This window comes from Marinobacterium iners DSM 11526, assembly GCF_900107855.1.
GTDB classification, from domain to species: domain Bacteria; phylum Pseudomonadota; class Gammaproteobacteria; order Pseudomonadales; family Balneatricaceae; genus Marinobacterium; species Marinobacterium iners.
On record NZ_FNRJ01000014.1, the window covers coordinates 16,350 to 34,659 of the forward strand.

Sequence of the window (18,310 nt, forward strand, 5' to 3'; positions counted from 1 at the left end):
CGCTTCGCTGCGCCAGGAAGGCCGGTGCGCTCTGCGTTAGGCAATAAATATGTCAGATAACTTTATTTTAGACAATATAGATAAGCCCCAATCCTTAGAAGAAGCCTATAGAAACTCACCTGAGCTATTTGAGGCTGACCTAAAAAAGGCTTTATTGGTTGAAAAAAACTCTGAAACGTTGAATGTTTGGCATGCTCGGTTAAGCTACTTGCCCAAAATTGCAGCACCCAAAATATCCACCTTCCATCTAATCATAATATGCTCTATTGCAGGATTTTTTGTAAAAATACCATCGATATTCGACGTTCATGATGATTGGTACTACTCTAGGTTTGCTCCAATAATAACCATTTCTGCAATAATTTCTTATTTTATAATCTCAACTTGCAAGAAAAAATTTGCATGGTTTATAGTTTTGGCATTAGCTGCTTGCATTTCATACCTATTGGTTATCCCCGATAACTCTCGATCAGCCTCTATAACAATGGCATTGATTCATCTGCCATTATTTACATTGAGCCTTTTAGCGGTTAGCTTCATGTCTGATCAATGGCTTAATGTTGACTCAAGGATAAATTTTATCCGGTATCTTGGCGAAATGGGTATATATTCTGTACTTATACTGCTGGGTGGCATTATTCTAACAGCGCTTACTCTAGGCCTTTTTAGCCTTATAGATCTGCCTATTGATAGGTGGTATATGGAGTACGTTGTTGTAATTGGACTTGTTTCTTCACCAGTAGTCGCAACTTATTTATTCGATTCGGTTCAAAATCGTCAAAGTAAATTTGCTCCAATATTATCTAACGTATTTTCACCACTTTTCCTTATTACCATTTTGGCCTACTTGATCGCGACAGTTTATCAGGGTAAGAGTCCTTATACTGACAGAGATTTTCTTATTACTTTCAATGGGCTTTTGATTGTAATATTGGCATTAACTATTTTTTCAATATCTGGAAAAAGAAGAGCAGCTGCAGTAGAGGCTTCAGACTATATAAATATTTGTTTGATTGGGTCAACATTGATAGTAAACTTAGTCGCACTATCTGCAATTTTGTTTCGTTGGGCAGAGTACGGTGTCACTTTAAACCGGATAGTAGTGTCTGGCGCAAACATCCTTATTTTTGTTCATTTGGTTTTATTGTTATCTGGGTATATTGGTCACATAAAAGACGGAAAAGGGCTCTCAAATCTTGAGTCTATCATCGCGAGATATATGCCCATATATGCAGTATGGTCGCTCATCGTCTCTTTTGTTTTACCGTTGGTATTTCAATTTGAATAATATGCCTGACAAACACATCATCAATCACCGGCAGACTCCATCGGAGTGGTGTTAATTGCTAAAGAAGGTAGGGGGCAGTCCATGCATAATGAAGATCTGAAACAAGTACGAGAAAAATGGTACTCCGCTTTTTTCGCAGGTGACGTTGAGCACCTTGCTCGAGTCCAGGCAGACAATTTTACGGTCACTACCGCGCGTGGTATCCAATCCAAGAAATCTCAGATCGACGCAATCTCCTCAGCCAAGCGTAATGGAAGTTGGTTTCCCCAAGGCGGGCAAAAAAACGATACTGAGTTAACCATTCAGGATTCTGGTAGCACCACCACTGTCACTGGTCAGGGGTACACCACTTCTGGACAATCCCAAGGGCCAATAATCGCATTTTCCGAGACCTGGACGTGGGATGGTACTGCATGGCGAGTTGTCAGTCTGAGCTATAGCGCAGCCCGAAACTAAAATTAACAAGTCTCAGAAGTACACGGCCGATGGTCGCCGCTGTGCTCAGCATGAGCTGTTTCAGGAAAGATTATGTACAAAGGTAGCTGTTTATGTGGAGCAGTGGTTTTTGAGCTTCTCTCGGAGCCAAAAGCTACAACTCACTGTCATTGCAAAATGTGCCAAAAGCAACATGGTGCTGCTTTTGCAACTTATGCAAGTCTACCGAAATCGGATTTAAGATATGTCTCGGGTGAAGCACACCTTTCGTCATACAATTCATCCGAGAACATTGTCCGCAAGTTTTGTAGTGTATGTGGTTCCAACATAGAGTGGAGCGGTAGTGAAAAGTTTCCAGACTGGATATCTATTGCAGTCGCAACACTTGATACCTCATTTTATCCTAAGAAGATTAAACAGGCTCACCAAGACTCCAGAGCCTGCTGGCTAGAAATCAGTTAACAAACCAAGGTAGCGAGACACGATATGGCGACTGCAGCCGCACTGCACATACTGGTAAAGACCGAGAAAGAGGCGCTGGATATTCTTGACCAGTTGAAACGGGGCAAGAAGTTCGATGCACTGGCCAAGCGCTATTCCATCTGCCCGTCCGGCAAGCGCGGCGGCGATCTGGGTGAGTTTCATCGCGGCGACATGGTGAAAGCATTCGATGACGTGGTATTCAAGCGCCCCTTGCTCAAGGTACACGGGCCGATCAAGACCCGCTTCGGCTACCATTTGATCAAGACGCTGTACCGTAACTGATCAGCTCATTCCCTGACCATAATCCGCAGCGCGACCCCGGCGGCTGAGGTGCGATTTTCTACGCCCAGTGTCGGATAGATCTGTTCCAGGTGCTTGTTGACCGTACGTGGACTCATGCCGAGGATTTCACCGATCTCCTTGTTCGTTTTGCCGTTGGCGATCCAGTACAGCACTTCCGCTTCACGTGTCGTCAATCCCAACTGATGCTGCAACAGGGCGGGGCCCGTCCCCCGCTGCTCATCGACCAGCTTGAACAGGTAGTCGCCGTTGCTCTGATGGCTGAGCAGGCGCACGGACAGGGCATAGTCCAGCCCACGCAGGGCCAGCTGGTCATTGACGGCCGGGCTGCGTCGCAGCCAGTCCGCCAGCTGGGGACGCAACGACATTTCAAGCCAGAGTTCACTGGCGTTGGCCCGTGACAGCAAGGCGTGTGTCTGCGGCGTCGCCCACTGCACATGCCCCTCAGGCGCGACAGTCAGTAAATGCTGGCCCGTGGTATCAAGAGCGGACTGGGCGGACTGGGTCAGCCGTGCATTGCCCAGATGGACGCGCATGCGGGCCAGCAACTCATCTGGATTGATCGGTTTGGTGAGGTAGTCCACCCCGCCAACATCCAGTCCTCGCACCACATGTTCGGTTTCAGTCAGCCCTGTCATGAAAATGACCGGGATCGCACACAGGGCGGGGTCCTGCTTCAGCGCCTGACAGGTCTCGAAGCCATCCATGTGCGGCATGATCGCATCCAACAGGATGATGTCGGGACGAATGCGACGTGCGATGGTCATCGCCTGACGCCCCTCCAACGCTACCAGTACGTCCATGCCGGCCTCTTCCAGCGCATCGTTGATCAGACTGAGCGCATCCGGCGAGTCATCCACCACCAGCACGACATCACGTTGAGTCGTTTGAGTTGTCATGAGGTCTGCTCCAAATACTCGGCCAGTTGTGCGAATTGCATCGAGTCTGCCAGTGTCTGCAGTTCAGTCAGAACCGTACGACTGACCAACTGTTCCCGTTCAATCTGCTCCAGTGCTTCACGTACCCCACGGCGAAAGCCGATCTCGGCGCTGCCTCTGAGCTCCCGAATAAGAGGATGATCAGGCAGTGACGAGGCCGTCTGGTCATTGGGCGGCACCGGGGTAACGGGCACGCTGACAGGCGGCACCACAGTGGCGGCTGTGCGAATCCACTCCAGCTGCAGGTAGTGCCCTACTCTTTCCAGCAGCAGCTGGTTGCTGATCGGTTTGACCAGATAATCATCATATACCGCCTCGCCCGCAGGCTGACGGCGCTGTTCCTGCACGTCGGCCGACAACATGAGGATCGGTACCTTGTGACCGGTTTTCCGCAACCGGTCGGCCAGGGTCAGACCATCCATGCCCGGCATGGAGATGTCCAGCAGAAACAGGTCAGGCGTTGTGCGCTGCACCAGCTCCAGACAGTGGTGCGCATCACGGGCCTCCAGCACCTTGAACCCCAGAGGCATCAGCAGGTCGGCCAGAAGCCCCCGCAGCACCGGATCATCATCGACCACGCAAATCTGCCTGCGCGAGCCCACATAGCCGCTGATCGGCTGCTGCACTTCTGGACGGGTTTCGGCAGCCTCGGCCCAGGGCAACATCAGTGATACCCGAAAGCAACTGCCCCTACCGGGGTGACTCTCGACCTGCAGGTCGCCTCCCATGATTTCGGTCAGCAGCTTGACGATGGTCAGCCCCAGCCCGGTGCCAGGCAGGTTGGGCGTATCCGCATCCCGCACCCGTTCGAAGGGGTCAAAAATGCGTTCCAGATGGGCTGCATCAATACCGATACCGGTGTCTTCAATGGAAAATTCCGCGACCTGATTACGATAGCGAATGCGAAAGTGAACCTCACCCTCCAGAGTGTATTTCACCGCATTGGACAACAGGTTGATCAAGATCTGGCGCAGCCGTTTTTCATCCGTCATCACCACAGGCGGTAACGGATTCAGTATCTCGCAGCTGAACCCCACCCGTTTCTGTGCTGCCTGAAAACTGAACATCTGCTCCAGCTGGGCCACCAGCTCCGGCAAGGCCACCGCGCTGCGGTTCAGCTCCAGTCGCCCTGCCTCAATACGGGAGATGTCCAACAGTCCCTCGATCAGATCGGCCAGATACTGGCCACTGCGGTGTATGATGCGCAGCCCTTCCCGATCCTGCTTCTGCACGGTACTGCGCCCCTGCAGCAGCTGGGCATAGCCGATGATCGACTGCAGCGGTGTGCGCAGTTCATGACTGATGCCGGTCATATACCGGCTCTTGGCATCACTGGCTCGCTCTGCCAGTTCCTTGGCCGCCTGAAGCTCACGGTCGGTCTGTTCGTGGGCCTCGATCTCTTCAAGCAGCTTTCGTGTCTGTCGATTGGACTCCTGCTGGGCCACAACTCGGCTCTCATGTGCCAGCAGGAACAGCCAGGCCACCACGCCGGATACGATCAGCAGCACAAAAAACAGCGCCCAGAGCGTTTGCCCCACCAGCGCACTGCCGGCCGGGTCACCCGGGTCCATCTGTCGATGAATGACCGCCAGCAAGGCGGCATTGAGCAGATTGATGGTCAGCAGCAGGCCGATGAAACGCCCAAGGCGAGAGTTGATTCGGTTGACCACGGCCTGCGGAAAAAACAGTCGAAAGAAGTCGACCATCTGTTGTCCGAAGCGGGCATGTGGCTTGCAGCTGTCAAGACAGCGGGCATCCAGCGAGCAGCACAGTGAACAGATTGGCAGGTCGTATGCCGGGCAGAAACTCAGGTCTTCCGTTTCGAAATGGTTTTCACACACGCCGCATCGATGCTGCTCTGCCGGACTGGCAGCCTGCAGCATCTTCAGCTCATTCGACTCACGTGCCAGATAGAATCGGCCACCGGTGAGCCATGCCAGCAAAGGTGCCATCAGGAAGCAGCAGCCCAGACTGATGAAGTGGCTCAAAGTCGATGCTGTCTCACCGAACACGCCCAGATAGGCCAGCATGCCCACCAGCACTGCCGTGCCCATTGAGCCAACGCCCACCGGGTTAATGTCATAGAGGTGAGCGCGCTTGAACTCGACACGTGCGGGGCTCAGCCCCAGCGGTTTGTTGATCATCAGATCAGCTGACAGAGACCCCAGCCAGCTGACGGCAACAATGGCAAACACGCCCAGTATCGCTTCCAGCGCTTCATAGATTCCAAGTTCCATCAGGATCAGGGCGATGGTGACGTTGAATACCAGCCACACCACCCTGCCTGGATGGCTGTGTGTCAAACGCGAGAAGAAGTTGGACCAGGCGATGGAACCGGCATAGGCGTTAGTCACATTGATCTTCATCTGCGAGATGATCACCATCAGTCCGGCCATCAGTAACGCCATGCCTTCCGAGTGGGTCAGATAGCTGAAAACCCGCTGATACATGAGGGTTGGGTCGCTGGCCTGCACAAAGCTGCTGCCCTCGGTGATCGCAATATAGGCCAGGAATGAGCCCAGCAGCATTTTGATCATGCCGATAAACACCCAGCCCGGCCCCGCCAGAATCAGCCAGAACCACCAGCGACAGCGGTTCTCGGTTGTTTTCTCGGGCATGAAGCGCAGGTAGTCCACCTGTTCACCAATCTGCGCCACCATGGCGAAAAACACGGACGCCGCCGCACCGAACAGCAGCAGGTTGAATGAATTGTCGGCCTGAACGCCTGCGGGCATAAATTCGGTCCAGCCCTGATACTGATCAGCCTCATGCACGATCACCACTGCCAGCGCGCTGACCTGCAGCAGCAGCCACAGGGGTTGGGTACCCAGTTGAAAGCGGCTGATGGCGGTAATGCCGTGGGTCACTATCGGGATGACCGCCAGGGCACTGAGCAGATACCCCAGCGCCAGCGGCAGGCCGAACAGTGCCCGCAGTGCGGCGGCGAGAATCGCGGCCTCAATGGCAAAGAAAATGAAGGTGAAGGTGGCGTAGATCAGCGAGGTGATCGTTGATCCAAGGTAGCCGAAGCCGGCACCACGCGTGAGCAGATCAATATCCAGACCGTTGCGGGCCGCATGATAGACGATCGGAAATCCGGTGATGAAAAACAGAGCACACACCACCAGCATGGCAACCAGTGTGTTGGTAAAACCGTAAGTCAGCGTAACAGCTGCAGCGATACCCTCAAGAGCCAGAAAGGCGGTTGCGCCCAGTGCCGTCATGGCAACACGCTCAATGCTCATGCGGCGGCCCTGACGGGCTGTGAAGCGCAGCGCAAAGTCTTCCAGCGTTTGATCCGCCACCCATTTGTTGTAGCGGCGCCGAACCTTATAGATACGTTGTGAAGCACGCATGTTGCGGTATCCCGTTCTGCCCCGTTATCGAGCACCATAAAAGTGCAGACGAGCAAAAACAGGGCTTATTCAGCACCATACAGGTGCAAGCCCGTGTCAATCTGCCCGTTATGGGGTCATGTATTACGGATACAGCAGACTTCGTGCCAGATCAGGTCAATAAGGGTTACGAACCGGGCAGGAGGAAAACAGGATCGGACGGTGAGCGGTTACATGCACACCAACCTTTTCACGCTCGCCATAGCGATGCAGCCCCTGTTCCAGCACTTCGATCTCGCGCCCCGTATGCAGACGAATGCAGTAGAGCGTCAGGCTGCCCTGGAATTCAGCCGAGCACACCTCACCGGGCACACCTCCGTCATGGCTCAGGTAAAGATCACCCGGGCGCAGAAACAGTTGCACATCACAGCCCGCATCAACCCCCAACGGCTCAGCAAACTCCAACAGCCCCAGGTCAGTTTCAACGGCACTGGAGTCTGTCACCTTGCCCTGAAACAACTCCCCCTTGCCAACAAAAGCAGCCACTTCAGGGCTGACAGGCTGATAATACAGGGATTCGGGAGTGCCCCACTGTTGTACGCGGCCGGCTGACAGAATGCCGATCTTGTCACTGATGGTGAAGGCTTCCTGTTGATCATGCGTCACCATGATTGCAGCAATGCCACGACGCTTGAGGATTTGGCGCACCTCTTGCGACAACTGACGCCGCAGATCGGTATCCAGATTGGAGAACGGTTCATCCATCAGTAGCAGGCGGGGATCGGGTGCCAACGCACGGGCCAGCGCCACACGCTGCTGCTGCCCACCGGAGAGTTCATGCGGATAACGTTTGCTCAGGTCGGGCAGCTCAACCAGTTCCAGCACCTCTTTTACCCGACGCTGCTTTTCGGCGGCGGGCATGCGGCGCAAACCAAAGGCGATGTTGTCGGCAATATTCAGGTGCGGGAACAAGGCGTAATCCTGAAACACCATTCCCATTCCGCGCTGCTCCGGCGGTACCACATGGGCGGCACTGCTGATCAGCTGTTCACCGAGTCGAATCTCACCCGCCTGAGGGGCAATAAAGCCGGCAATGGCACGCAGCACGGTGGTCTTGCCGCAGCCACTGGGGCCCAGCAGACAGGCGATCTCGCCAGGCTCGATATCAAAGCAGACACTCGCCAGCACCGTCTGCGACTGGTACGCGCACTTTAGACCTTCAATACGGAGCAGAGCTGACATCCAATCCTCGCAGCAGGCAGAGTTTCAGGGGCGTATATGATAGATGAAAACCATTCTCAGATCATCCGAGGGCAGCAAGAAAACGCGCCCAGTCAAATGCAAGGCCAGGATCAGTCTTGCGACCGGGTGCAATATCACTGTGACCGGTAATGGTTTCAGGGCCAAGTTGCGGATAGGTTGTCAAAAGCGTCTGAGTCACCGCGATCAGACATTCGTACTGGGCATCGGTATAAGGGCAATCATCAGTCCCTTCCAGCTCGATGCCGATGGAAAAATCATTGCAGGCCTCACGCCCTTGAAAGCAGGATCTGCCCGCATGCCAGGCGCGGCGATCGAAGGGTACGAACTGGGTCATGCGGCCATCCCGCTCGATCAGCAGATGGGCGGAAACCTCCAGCCCCTCGATTTCGGCAAAGAAGGGGTGTCCGTTTGGGTCCAGTCGATTGGTAAACAGCTCGGCAATATGACCACCACCAAACTGCCCGGGCGGCAGGCTGATATTGTGAATCACCAACAGCGAGATTTCGTCTTCGGGCCGGGCGTTGCAGTTGGGTGAAGGCAGAAAACGGGCACCCTTGATGCGGTGCTGTTCAATTTCGACTGTCATCTGACTGAATACCACTCCCGTTTGACGTACTATCGCCGTGCGATTTCCGCTAAAATGCGCGCTCCATAGTACATCATACGACAGGCCCGCCACCATGCTGCTGACGCTGACCGAGCTCAAGCCCACCATCGAAGAAAACGTCCGTACAGCCCTGAATGAGGATGTCGGCAACGGTGATATCACCGCCGAGCTGATTCCAGCCAGTGACCGGGCACAGGCACGGGTGATTTCACGTCAGGAAGCGGTCGTTTGTGGCCGTGCCTGGGTGGATGAGGTGTTTCGTCAGGTTGACCCTGAGGTACAGGTTGAATGGCTGGTTGAGGATGGAGACAAGGTCGAACGTGATCAGGTGCTGTTTCGGCTGCAAGGGTCTGCCCGCTCACTGCTCACCGGCGAGCGCGCGGCACTGAACTTCCTGCAGACACTCTCCGGCACCGCCACCCTCAGCCACGAATACGCTCAGCGCGTCGCCGGCACCCCGGTGCGCCTGCTGGATACACGCAAGACCATCCCGGGCCTGAGGCTGGCACAGAAATACGCCGTCAGCTGCGGCGGCTGTTTCAACCACCGCATCGGCCTGTACGATGCCTTCCTGATCAAGGAAAACCACATCATGGCCTGTGGCGGCATTGAGAAGGCGATCGAAACCGCCCGCCACAACCACCCGGGCAAGCCGGTGGAAATCGAGGTCGAGACAGAAGAGCAACTGGAACGGGCGCTGGTCGCCGGCGCCGATATTGTCATGCTGGACAACTTCAGCCCCGAGCGGATGATTGCAGCGGTCAAGCAGACCAACGGGCGTGCCAAGCTGGAAGCGTCGGGCAATATTACGGATGAAACCCTGCTCGACTACGCCAACACCGGAGTCGATTACATCTCGATTGGCGCCCTGACCAAGCACTGCCAGGCGGTGGATCTGTCGATGCGGATTGTGGAAGGGTAACACTGCCACACGCATAAGTACCTGTGGGTGCTTGCCTTGCCACCGATCATTGCTGCAGGGTAGGAACTTCAATAGCAAGCATACAGGGAGCCCCCGCTCCCTGTATGCTGAAAACTCAGTTCCAGCGTTTGAAAATCAATGAAGTATTGATACCACCAAACGCAAAGTTGTTGCTCATGACATACTCGGTGTCGATATGTCGCCCTTCGTGCATAAGGTAATCCAGCTCGGCACACTCAGGGTCTACGTTTTCCAGATTGATGGTTGGCGAGAACCAGCCTTCATTCATCATTTCAATCGCTGTCCAGGCTTCCAATGCACCACAGGCGCCCAACGTATGGCCCGTATAGCTTTTAAGTGAGCTGACAGGCGTGGAAGCACCGAATACGGCGTGAGTGGCCTGACTTTCAGCAATATCACCACGATCAGTGGCTGTTCCGTGGGCACTGACATAGCCGATTTCACTGGGGGGCAACTGTGCGCTATCCAGCGCCTGGCGGATAGCAATTTCCATGGTTGCGGCATTGGGCTGAGTCACATGACGCCCGTCAGAGTTGGTGCCGAAGCCGATAATTTCAGCATGAATTTTGGCTCCGCGGGCTCGGGCATGTTCCAGCTCCTCCAGTATCAGGACACAGCCCCCCTCGCCTATCACAAGTCCATCTCGATCACGGTCAAAGGGACGAGGCGACAGATGCGGGGTGTCATTAACGACACTGGTGGCATAAAGAGTGTCAAACACGGCCGCTTCGGTGGCGCATAGCCCTTCACTGCCGCCCGCCACCATCACATCTTGAGTGCCGAACTTGATCGCTTCATAAGCATAGCCAATGCCCTGGCTACCCGAAGTGCAGGCGCTTGACGTGGTGATCACGCGCCCACGAATGCCGAAATGAACACCAATGTTCACAGGGCCGGTGTGTGCCATCATCTTGATGTAGGAATTGGCATTGAGTCCATCCGAGGAGCAGTTCATCAGCATATTGCCGAAATCCACGAAGGCTTTGGTATCTCCGACCGATGAACCAAATGAAATGCCGACACGGCCGCTGCCAAGCTGTTCCCAGCCCAGCAGGTTTGCATCTTCAAGCGCACGCTCTGTCGCATATACACCGAACTGAGCTACCCGCCCCATGCTGCGCAATGCCTTGCGGTTGTAGTGCGAGGGCATTTTAAAATCCGGCACCGGGGCTGCCAGCCGGGTGTTCAACCCATCATAGCAATCCCAGCCATCCATCCTGACTACACCACTGTGGCCAGCAACCAGATTTTTCTTAATGGCTGGCCAGTCGTTTCCTATCGGTGAAAAGCCGGCCATTCCGGTTACAACAACCCGTTTCATTAATACATTCCACCGTTTACTGAAATCACCTGACGCGTGATATATCCGGCTTCCTCGGACATCAGGAAGCTGATCGTACCGGCCACTTCATTGACTCTGCCGACTCGTTGCATGGGAATCATCTTCAGTGCTTCTTCCAGGGGCAGGTCTTCGGTCATTTCGGTTTCAATCAGCCCCGGTGCGACACAGTTCACCGTTATCTTGCGCTTGGCCAGCTCGACAGCCAGCGCTTTGGTCGCTCCGATGATGCCGGCTTTTGCGGCACTGTAATTGACCTGTCCACGATTGCCCATTTCACCGGACACGGAAGACAGGGTAACAATGCGTCCTGGCTTTCGACGTCGAATCATGGGCATGATCAGCGGATGCAGTACATTGTAAAACCCGTCAAGGTTGGTCCTGAGCACCAGATCCCAATCCTCTTCCGGCATGGCCGGAAAGGCGTTATCACGCGCAATCCCAGCATTGCATACCACACCGTAATAGGCACCATATGTGTCAATATCCTGTTCCAATACCTGACGGCACTCTTCTCGGTCCGCAATGTCGAATTGCAGAATGCGGACACTGCGACCATGTGACTCAATCTCTTCAGCGACCGCCTGCACAGAGTCCAGGCCCGAGCGGCAGTGCAGGACGATATCGTAACCATCCTGTGCCAGGCGCAGTGCAATCCCCTTACCAATCCCACGGCTGGAACCGGTCACTAAAATAGTAGCTGTCATGACATGGCATCCCGTAAAAACGTTTCGGCATCATCCGGCTGATAAATATTGAGGCTGGCCGTCGCTGTGTAGCCATTCCCCGTCAGCTCGCAATCAAAGGCACAAAGGCCGTTTTCTGCCTGCATATTCTTGATAACCTTTAGCTGAATACGCTCCCCCGGTGCGAAATAAGGCACGGGGATACTGTACCGGCGTGTTCCCAGCAGGAATCCCACCCTGGGCTCATGCCCCTTGAGCCTTTCCTGCAGACCCGCGTAGGCTCCTATCGCCTGCGCCATATATTCCAGCCCGACCCAGGCGGGAACTCCCTGTTCTTCAAGGAACATGGACGTTGGGGTGATATCAACCGCCGCAGATAACCAGTCTTCACCATAGCCTGTAATTTCCGACAGCAGGCTCATCTGCCCTGAATGGGGCACCAGTTGATCAACACTGAATTCAGCTCTCATGTGGTTCGTCTCAAAATCACGGAGATGTTGTTGCCGCCGAAAGCAAAGGAATTGCTTAAGGCGTAGTCAAAATCAGTGACTTCACTTTGCAGGGCGGCAAGATTCAGGGGGGGTAAATTCGGGTCCGGTTGCCCATCCCAGACATGACCGGGAATAAACCTATCCAACAGTGCAAGGCCACAAATCACGGCTTCAATTGCGCCCGCAGCCCCCAGTGTGTGGCCAGTAAACGGTTTGGTCGAACTGCAGGGCACCGTGCTGCCAAATACTTCGGCCACAGCGTGCGCCTCCATCTGATCATTCAGCTCTGTCGCCGTGCCGTGCAGGTTGATATAGCCAACGGCTTCAGGGGAAATGTCCGCATCATCAAGAGCTGCCTGCATGCAGCGCATCGCCCCGGCCCCGGTTGGGTCAGGTGCAGAGATGTGGTGTGCATCCGAACTTTCACCAATTCCGGCCAGCTCCAGTGGCCCCTCTTCGCGACTGAGCAGACACAAGCCGGCACCCTCGCCTATGTTAATGCCGTCACGGTTCGCGCTGAATGGATTACAACGCTTATGACTGACTGCCTCCAATGAAGAAAAGCCCTGTACGGTCAAATGACACAGCGTATCAACACCGCCCGCAATCACCGCATCGCAGACACCTGCTCTCAGCAACCTGCGTGCCGAAGCAAGCGCTTTGGCACCGGATGAGCACGCAGTAGAAATACCATATACAGGCCCGGTCAATTTGAGTTCGGCGGCTATGAAAGCGGCTGTAGCGCCCATCTCCTGCAATCGGTAGTGATACTCTTGCGGCAAGCCCCCGGTTGCAGCTCGATGTTTCAGGCAGACTTCACTGTCACTGATGCCCGAAGTTGAGGTACCGATGACAACGCCAACGCGGTGAGAGCCAAAGCGGTGTCGGGCTTCGGCAGCCGCTTCACGAATCTGGTTCAAGGCCAGCAGGGCCATGCGATTGTTGCGGCTGTGCCAATATGGCTCTGACAACGATATTTCCGGCAAGGCCCCGGTATAAAGGCCCAGTGGCATCGCTGTCCCGGGGCTGAACTGGTCCGTCACGGTCAATCGCGGCTCGCCCGCTGTCAAACTGACCGATGCAGCACTGCAATCGGCTCCCAGGGCACTGACCATTGACAAGGCATTTAGATAGCACCGGGTCACTGTTCCAGGTCCTTTTGCTCAAGTGTCTTGATGATTACCTGATACTCACCCGGATAGTTGCGTACTCGCGTGGTATCCACCTCCTGGACGATATCCAGAAAACGTGCGCCATGATGCCACAACTGACGCCGATTCGCCTCTAGACGAAGGGTCCAGCCCTGTACTGCCGGGTAATGCTTGCGTACCGACGCTTGCGGCCAGAGAGCGAACTGTATGGTGGCCAGGATCGCCCTTCCCGGCAGCTCCAGCGGAACAGCAACACTTTGCTGCAGATATGTGCCGTCATACTCCAGTGCCGTCAGTTGTTGGCCGGTCGGCATTAATGCCACCAGCCGAGCCTGTTTGGCATCAAAACGGCTCACAACAAGAAACTGAAAACGTTCGCCCTGCGCTTCCATGGCAACGGTCTGTTTCAACAGTACTGGTGCCGGACCTTCAGACGGAGGCAATAGTGCCAGAGCCGGAGGCAGATCAGGCGCAGGACTGAAAAGCGAACAGCCAGATAACAGGCAAAGCATCGCCGGCAACAGATAACGCATCAAGCACGACATAGTTCGGCCAGCGTAGTCAGTCGATTAGGCTCGCGAACATAGGGGTTGCGCGTATCCCATGCATAGCCCGCCAGAATGGAACTGATCATTGCCTTGATCGCATCGCCTTTATTGTCGGCAAAAATGACATCCTGCAACCGACCGTCATACCAGCCTTCCACGAATACCCTGAACGTGTCGATCCCGGTTTTCAGGGGGGCTGCATACTCGTTCTGCCAGTCGGGCTCCAGTCCCTGTAACTGTCGATGTACGGTGGCTGCTGCCAGAGTGGCTGATTTGAGAGCGATGGTCACACCGGATGAAAAAACCGGGTCCAGAAACTCGCCGGCATTGCCCAGCAGGGCAAAACGCTCACCATAAAGGCTGTTTACATCACAGGAGTACCCACCCAGTGTCCTGACTGGAGTATCAAATACCGCATTGGCCAGAATCTCGCTCAACATCCCGCCTTCACCAATATAACGCTGCAGAGTTGCCTGCTGCCCCATACTGACATCGTCATACAGCGATCGCGGCAGCACGACACCCACCGATGCACGTCCATCACTGAAGGGGATCAGCCAGTACCATATTTCCGGGTTTTCAGGGTGTACCGTGATCAGGATTTTATTGCGATCAAAACGTTTGTCACTAATGTTGTCTTCAATGTGGGTGAACAGCGCAATGCGTGTGCCAAGTTGGGACGCTTTTTCAAGATTCAGCAGCCGCGGCAGGACACGCCCAAACCCACTGCCATCGAGCAGAAAATCAGCGCTCACGCGGTAAGCATCGCCCTGCTCAGGCTGCACCTCTACAGCAATGTCACTTGCGCACTGATCAACCGCCGTCACCACTTGGCCGTAACGAATTTCTACCCCACGCTGCTCCGCCACATCGGCCAGGGTCTTGTCAAAGCGACCGCGCTGCACCTGGAAGGTGGTACCCCAGCCTTCAGAGAACTTCTGCCGGAAGTCAAAATAGTCATACTCATGACCTCGACAGAACGCGGCGCCATTCTTGTACTGGAAGCCGACCTCGACCACGGCCTGCAGCATGCCGGCCTGCTCAAGAAACTCCATGCTCTGCGGTAAAAGGCTCTCGCCTATGGAGAAACGGGGAAAATGCTGTTGTTCCAGGACCAGCACCCGGTAGCCATAATTCGCTAATGATGTGGCTGCGACAGAGCCGGAGGGACCGGCGCCAATCACAATTACATCATAACGTCCCTGTAACTCTGCCATTCACTATCTCTCCTGTAGAGGGGTTGCGCATAAGGGGTGCCAGCAGCCAGGTCAGCAGCAGGCCGGGCAGGATAATGACACCAAAATGATAAAGCACCGGCGTCTGGCTCAAGGTCAGCAGCCCGAACGCCAGCAGGCTGCTCAGCGCCGACAGACTGACCGCCAGCCAGGTATGATCGCTGTCACCGGTTTCGTTAAGGAAAATACCCATATCCAGACCAATGCCCAGAACCAGCATCAATGCGATCAGGTTAAACAGGTTGTAGCCGCCGTTTAACAGCAGGAAACCGGCAAAGGTAATCAGGGAAGCCAGCAGCGGCGGCAATAGAATACGCCAGCAATGCTGCCGATAACGAAGCACCAGCATCAAGATCACGCAACCGTAGGCCAGCAATAGCCAGTATGTTATTTCGGTGCGATACCCCGCCAACAGATCAGTCATATCACTCATCCTGTCGACAAAATACACACCGGGCTCCTGCTCCGTCAGAGCCGTCAGCGCCTGCTTCAAAGAACTGCTGACATCGCCCTGTAGCTGGATGACGGTCGCAACATCAGTATCATCACTGATGATATGTTGTGACCATGCCCCACTTAGTCGCTGTTGCCGCCACTCTTCAGGCGTCAGCACTGCAGCGGTGGCACGCTGCATATTTTCAAGGGCTGTGACGCGTTGCTGTGGAGACAGTTTCAGCAGGTCTGCCAGCCGCGGCCACTGGGCAGCATACAGCGCTCGTACCTGCCGGGCGTTTTGCATCTGGCGCTGCTGCGAGGGCAGCACCTGAGACAGAGCCTTAAACCCCTGCAAAGATGACTTATTCTGAAGGCTTATCAGCGCTGGGTGAATGCGTTCTTCGGTCTGCAGCACCTGCTCAAGGTCGCTCCCCGTCACCAACAGGAAAGCAGCGCTGCTGCCATTCCCCAGCAGGGACTGTACGCTTCGGTCTTCCTGCAACAGTGCCGGCGGAGAGGTTTGCAGCAGCGTCACATCGTCACTGGCACTCCCCTGCCAGATAACAACAGTACTGCCCAAGCCCAGTATCAGCAGTAACCCAGCCAACCAGGGCGACTGGCTGATCTGCGGACAAGCCTTGCGCCAACGGTCCAGCCAAACCGCTGCAGATAGCGGGCCTGTTGCTTTTTGGCGGTTCAGCACCGGCAGCCAGAGCAGTACGGTCAGCCATGCAGCGATGAGGCCTACTGCACAGAACAGGGCCATCTGACGAAGTCCCGGGAAAGGAGCCAGTGCCAGCCCAGCATAGGCCAGTACACTGGAAATCAGCCCCAAAAGAAGTCCGGCGAACAGCTTTCGGGCGATCTCGTGAGACGGCAACACGCGGGCCTCGCAGAGAAAATGCAACGCGTAATCAACGGCCACCCCCACCAGGCCTGCGCCAAAGGCCACCGTGATCATATGGATACGGCCAAACAAGAGTTGAGTAGCTGCCATGGCCACCAAAGCACCCGTTGCGACAGGCAGCAGCACCAGTGCCAGCGGCAGAGCACTTCTGAACACGAAGGTGATCAACAGGATGATACCCAGCACCGAACCCAGCCCGATGGTGGACATCTCGGAACGGGCCTGGTCGGCACCGGCAGCGGCATGCAGCAGGAGCCCCGAGCGCTGCAGACTTATCCCCTGCCGTTCCAGTTCCAGTATCAGCGGATCAAGCACGGAAGTGACCGCATGTTGTACCGAAAGGCTAAACGGATCTTCAAGCAATTGCAGGCTAAGCAGGTAAGCCGGCTTATCTGAAGCAGAAAGACGTAACAAGCCGGAGTCGAAACGAATTGGCAGATCCGACTGTAATGAAACCATCAGGTCGGTATAGAGACCAAAGGGATCCTGCAAAGGCTCATTGGCAAACCCGGATATGGGATTCAACAACCGCTGAAGAGCCAACTGAAACTGCACGCTACCGTTGTCGGTTGACAGTCTCTTCCGGGTTTCATCTCTCAGCAGGGTAAAACGGTAGGGATGAAGTTCAGCCAGTTCAGCGTCTGACTCAGGGGCCTGCCAGGTTAGACGAGTTTGGGTATCCAGAGCCTTCAGGCGCTCTACCGCCAATCGAACACCCGCCCGCGCCAAGGCTTCATCCTCCGCCGAAATCACCAGCAGCAACTTGTCGGCATAAGCCGCTGCCTGTTTTTCGGTCGCTTTTTGAATGAACGGTTGCTGCTCACTGGCTGGAAGCAGTGCCATCAAACTGGTATCGATGACAGTCCCCTGGCGCAAGGCACCAAAGCCGAGTGCCAGCACAACCAACAGCCACCCCCAGGCAGCCACTTTGCTGCCAGCACGAGACGTTATCATTGCTGCAAATCGTGGAACTGGATACGGGTCCAGTCCCCTCCCTCTTCGTACAGCAGCACCTGTCTGAGGTTGCGGTCACCCTGTAATTCAACTCTGGATATAACCCTTTTCACACGTGCTTCTCGGGGTATCAGCGTTGCACGCCAATCGGAACCACTGACATGGGTCTCGGCACTGAAATGCTTATCCAGCTTGTCCCAGCGTGCGGTCATTACACCGAAAAAAATTTCGCTGAACAGCTCAACAACAGGGTTACTGCGTGTTTCCAGCTGCGACAGTAATGTACCGTCCTGCTCACTGGTGATCTGGTTGGGCGTCAACCGCAGCAAACTTTCGATGGGAACCTGCGTATGCCAGCTGATTTCGACATCCTGTTCGTAAGCAAAGCGTCCGGACGATTGTATTTCAGTATCAAGCGATGCCAGGTGTTTGACCTGCTCAAAACGCCCCTGAAGAGACGCTGGCGACTCCATCAGCGCTTCCACTGCCTGGTAGCCCGATTCAGCCAGTGCAGAGGGTGCCAGCAGAACCATCAACCACAATGCGAAACCATATCTCACGATTCGAGCCCCAGTTTTTGCAGCAGCACGGTCGGTGAAGCATAAAGCATTTCACCAGACTCAATCGCCACGGCCACCTGCACTGTGTAGGCCTTTGTCAGCCGTTTTCCGCTCGCGGCATCCTTGATCAGATAATCAATCTTCAGCCGGTTTTCCCACTCGGTCAGCCTCGCTTCCACCCGGATTTTTTGCTGAAAACGCAACGGCTGGGCATAGCGAATACGCATGTCAATGACAGGCCAGGCGTATCCCGATGCTTCCATCTGCGGCACGTTGTAGTCGATCTGCTCAAGTAACGCACAGCGCGCTATTTCCAGGTATTTCGCATAGTGTCCATGCCAGGCAATGCGCATGACATCGACATCGTGAAAGGGAATTTCAAGCTCAACTGCTGTACTAACCATGTGCATTC

Annotated in this window: 18 protein-coding genes; 5 read left to right on the forward strand and 13 right to left on the reverse strand. The window is 54.8% G+C overall.

Annotated features, from left to right (window positions below; all coding sequences use genetic code 11):
* Nucleotides 1–49: 49 nt before the first annotated feature.
* The 4 genes from BLV48_RS13785 to ppiC all read left to right on the forward strand — a co-directional run bounded on the left by BLV48_RS13785 (nucleotide 50) and on the right by ppiC (nucleotide 2,488).
* Nucleotides 50–1,288 (forward strand): hypothetical protein, encoded by a 1,239-nt coding sequence (locus BLV48_RS13785; protein ID WP_091827377.1) that lies wholly within the window; start codon nucleotides 50–52, stop codon nucleotides 1,286–1,288.
* Between the two features lie 81 nt (nucleotides 1,289–1,369).
* The gene (locus BLV48_RS13790) at nucleotides 1,370–1,744 is read left to right on the forward strand and encodes a nuclear transport factor 2 family protein (RefSeq protein WP_091827378.1); all 375 of its coding nucleotides are present in this window, start codon (nucleotides 1,370–1,372) and stop codon (nucleotides 1,742–1,744) included.
* 72 nt (nucleotides 1,745–1,816) lie between these two features.
* Complete coding sequence (locus BLV48_RS19600; RefSeq protein ID WP_091827379.1) at nucleotides 1,817–2,185, forward strand: GFA family protein; 369 nt, start codon at nucleotides 1,817–1,819, stop codon at nucleotides 2,183–2,185.
* 24 nt (nucleotides 2,186–2,209) lie between these two features.
* Nucleotides 2,210–2,488, forward strand: coding sequence for a peptidylprolyl isomerase PpiC (ppiC, locus tag BLV48_RS13800; RefSeq protein ID WP_091827380.1), 279 nt, complete (start codon nucleotides 2,210–2,212; stop codon nucleotides 2,486–2,488).
* A gap of 5 nt (nucleotides 2,489–2,493) precedes the next feature.
* Here ppiC and BLV48_RS13805 read toward each other — a convergent pair whose 3' ends face one another.
* The 4 genes from BLV48_RS13805 to ampD form a co-directional block, all read right to left on the reverse strand.
* Nucleotides 2,494–3,405 (reverse strand): response regulator, encoded by a 912-nt coding sequence (locus BLV48_RS13805; protein WP_091827381.1) that lies wholly within the window; start codon nucleotides 3,403–3,405, stop codon nucleotides 2,494–2,496.
* Nucleotides 3,402–6,800: an ATP-binding protein gene (locus BLV48_RS13810; protein WP_091827382.1), complete on the reverse strand. Its 3,399-nt coding sequence runs from the start codon at nucleotides 6,798–6,800 to the stop codon at nucleotides 3,402–3,404. The genes BLV48_RS13805 and BLV48_RS13810 overlap by 4 nt, the downstream gene beginning before the upstream one ends.
* A gap of 156 nt (nucleotides 6,801–6,956) precedes the next feature.
* Complete coding sequence (locus BLV48_RS13815) at nucleotides 6,957–8,021, reverse strand: ABC transporter ATP-binding protein (RefSeq protein ID WP_091827383.1); 1,065 nt, start codon at nucleotides 8,019–8,021, stop codon at nucleotides 6,957–6,959.
* A gap of 61 nt (nucleotides 8,022–8,082) precedes the next feature.
* Complete coding sequence (gene ampD / locus BLV48_RS13820; RefSeq protein WP_091827384.1) at nucleotides 8,083–8,628, reverse strand: 1,6-anhydro-N-acetylmuramyl-L-alanine amidase AmpD; 546 nt, start codon at nucleotides 8,626–8,628, stop codon at nucleotides 8,083–8,085.
* A 94-nt stretch (nucleotides 8,629–8,722) separates the two neighbouring features.
* On the opposite strand from ampD, the gene nadC reads away from it, so the two are divergent.
* A complete protein-coding gene (gene nadC, locus BLV48_RS13825) occupies nucleotides 8,723–9,571 on the forward strand; it encodes a carboxylating nicotinate-nucleotide diphosphorylase (RefSeq protein WP_175527683.1) in 849 nt (282 codons plus the stop codon).
* A 115-nt stretch (nucleotides 9,572–9,686) separates the two neighbouring features.
* Here the strand turns inward: nadC and BLV48_RS13830 are convergent, their stop codons facing one another.
* From BLV48_RS13830 to BLV48_RS13870, 9 genes are read right to left on the reverse strand one after another with little or no spacing between them, the layout of a single operon-like run.
* A complete protein-coding gene (locus BLV48_RS13830) occupies nucleotides 9,687–10,913 on the reverse strand; it encodes a beta-ketoacyl-ACP synthase (protein WP_091827385.1) in 1,227 nt (408 codons plus the stop codon).
* Nucleotides 10,913–11,638: a 3-ketoacyl-ACP reductase FabG2 gene (locus BLV48_RS13835; RefSeq protein WP_091827386.1), complete on the reverse strand. Its 726-nt coding sequence runs from the start codon at nucleotides 11,636–11,638 to the stop codon at nucleotides 10,913–10,915. The genes BLV48_RS13830 and BLV48_RS13835 overlap by 1 nt, the downstream gene beginning before the upstream one ends.
* Nucleotides 11,635–12,087 (reverse strand): hotdog family protein, encoded by a 453-nt coding sequence (locus BLV48_RS13840; protein WP_091827387.1) that lies wholly within the window; start codon nucleotides 12,085–12,087, stop codon nucleotides 11,635–11,637. The genes BLV48_RS13835 and BLV48_RS13840 overlap by 4 nt, the downstream gene beginning before the upstream one ends.
* Nucleotides 12,084–13,253: a beta-ketoacyl-[acyl-carrier-protein] synthase family protein gene (locus BLV48_RS13845; RefSeq protein ID WP_091827388.1), complete on the reverse strand. Its 1,170-nt coding sequence runs from the start codon at nucleotides 13,251–13,253 to the stop codon at nucleotides 12,084–12,086. Before BLV48_RS13845 ends, BLV48_RS13840 begins: the two co-directional genes overlap by 4 nt.
* The gene (locus BLV48_RS13850) at nucleotides 13,250–13,804 is read right to left on the reverse strand and encodes a DUF3261 domain-containing protein (RefSeq protein WP_091827389.1); all 555 of its coding nucleotides are present in this window, start codon (nucleotides 13,802–13,804) and stop codon (nucleotides 13,250–13,252) included. Before BLV48_RS13850 ends, BLV48_RS13845 begins: the two co-directional genes overlap by 4 nt.
* Nucleotides 13,792–15,024, reverse strand: a complete 1,233-nt coding sequence (locus tag BLV48_RS13855) for an NAD(P)/FAD-dependent oxidoreductase (protein WP_091827390.1) — start codon at nucleotides 15,022–15,024, stop codon at nucleotides 13,792–13,794. Before BLV48_RS13855 ends, BLV48_RS13850 begins: the two co-directional genes overlap by 13 nt.
* Nucleotides 14,999–17,338, reverse strand: coding sequence for an MMPL family transporter (locus BLV48_RS13860; protein ID WP_091827391.1), 2,340 nt, complete (start codon nucleotides 17,336–17,338; stop codon nucleotides 14,999–15,001). The genes BLV48_RS13855 and BLV48_RS13860 overlap by 26 nt, the downstream gene beginning before the upstream one ends.
* Nucleotides 17,335–17,898, reverse strand: a complete 564-nt coding sequence (locus BLV48_RS13865) for an outer membrane lipoprotein carrier protein LolA (RefSeq protein WP_139253930.1) — start codon at nucleotides 17,896–17,898, stop codon at nucleotides 17,335–17,337. The genes BLV48_RS13860 and BLV48_RS13865 overlap by 4 nt, the downstream gene beginning before the upstream one ends.
* Complete coding sequence (locus BLV48_RS13870) at nucleotides 17,895–18,302, reverse strand: acyl-CoA thioesterase (RefSeq protein ID WP_091827453.1); 408 nt, start codon at nucleotides 18,300–18,302, stop codon at nucleotides 17,895–17,897. Before BLV48_RS13870 ends, BLV48_RS13865 begins: the two co-directional genes overlap by 4 nt.
* Nucleotides 18,303–18,310 lie beyond the last annotated feature (8 nt).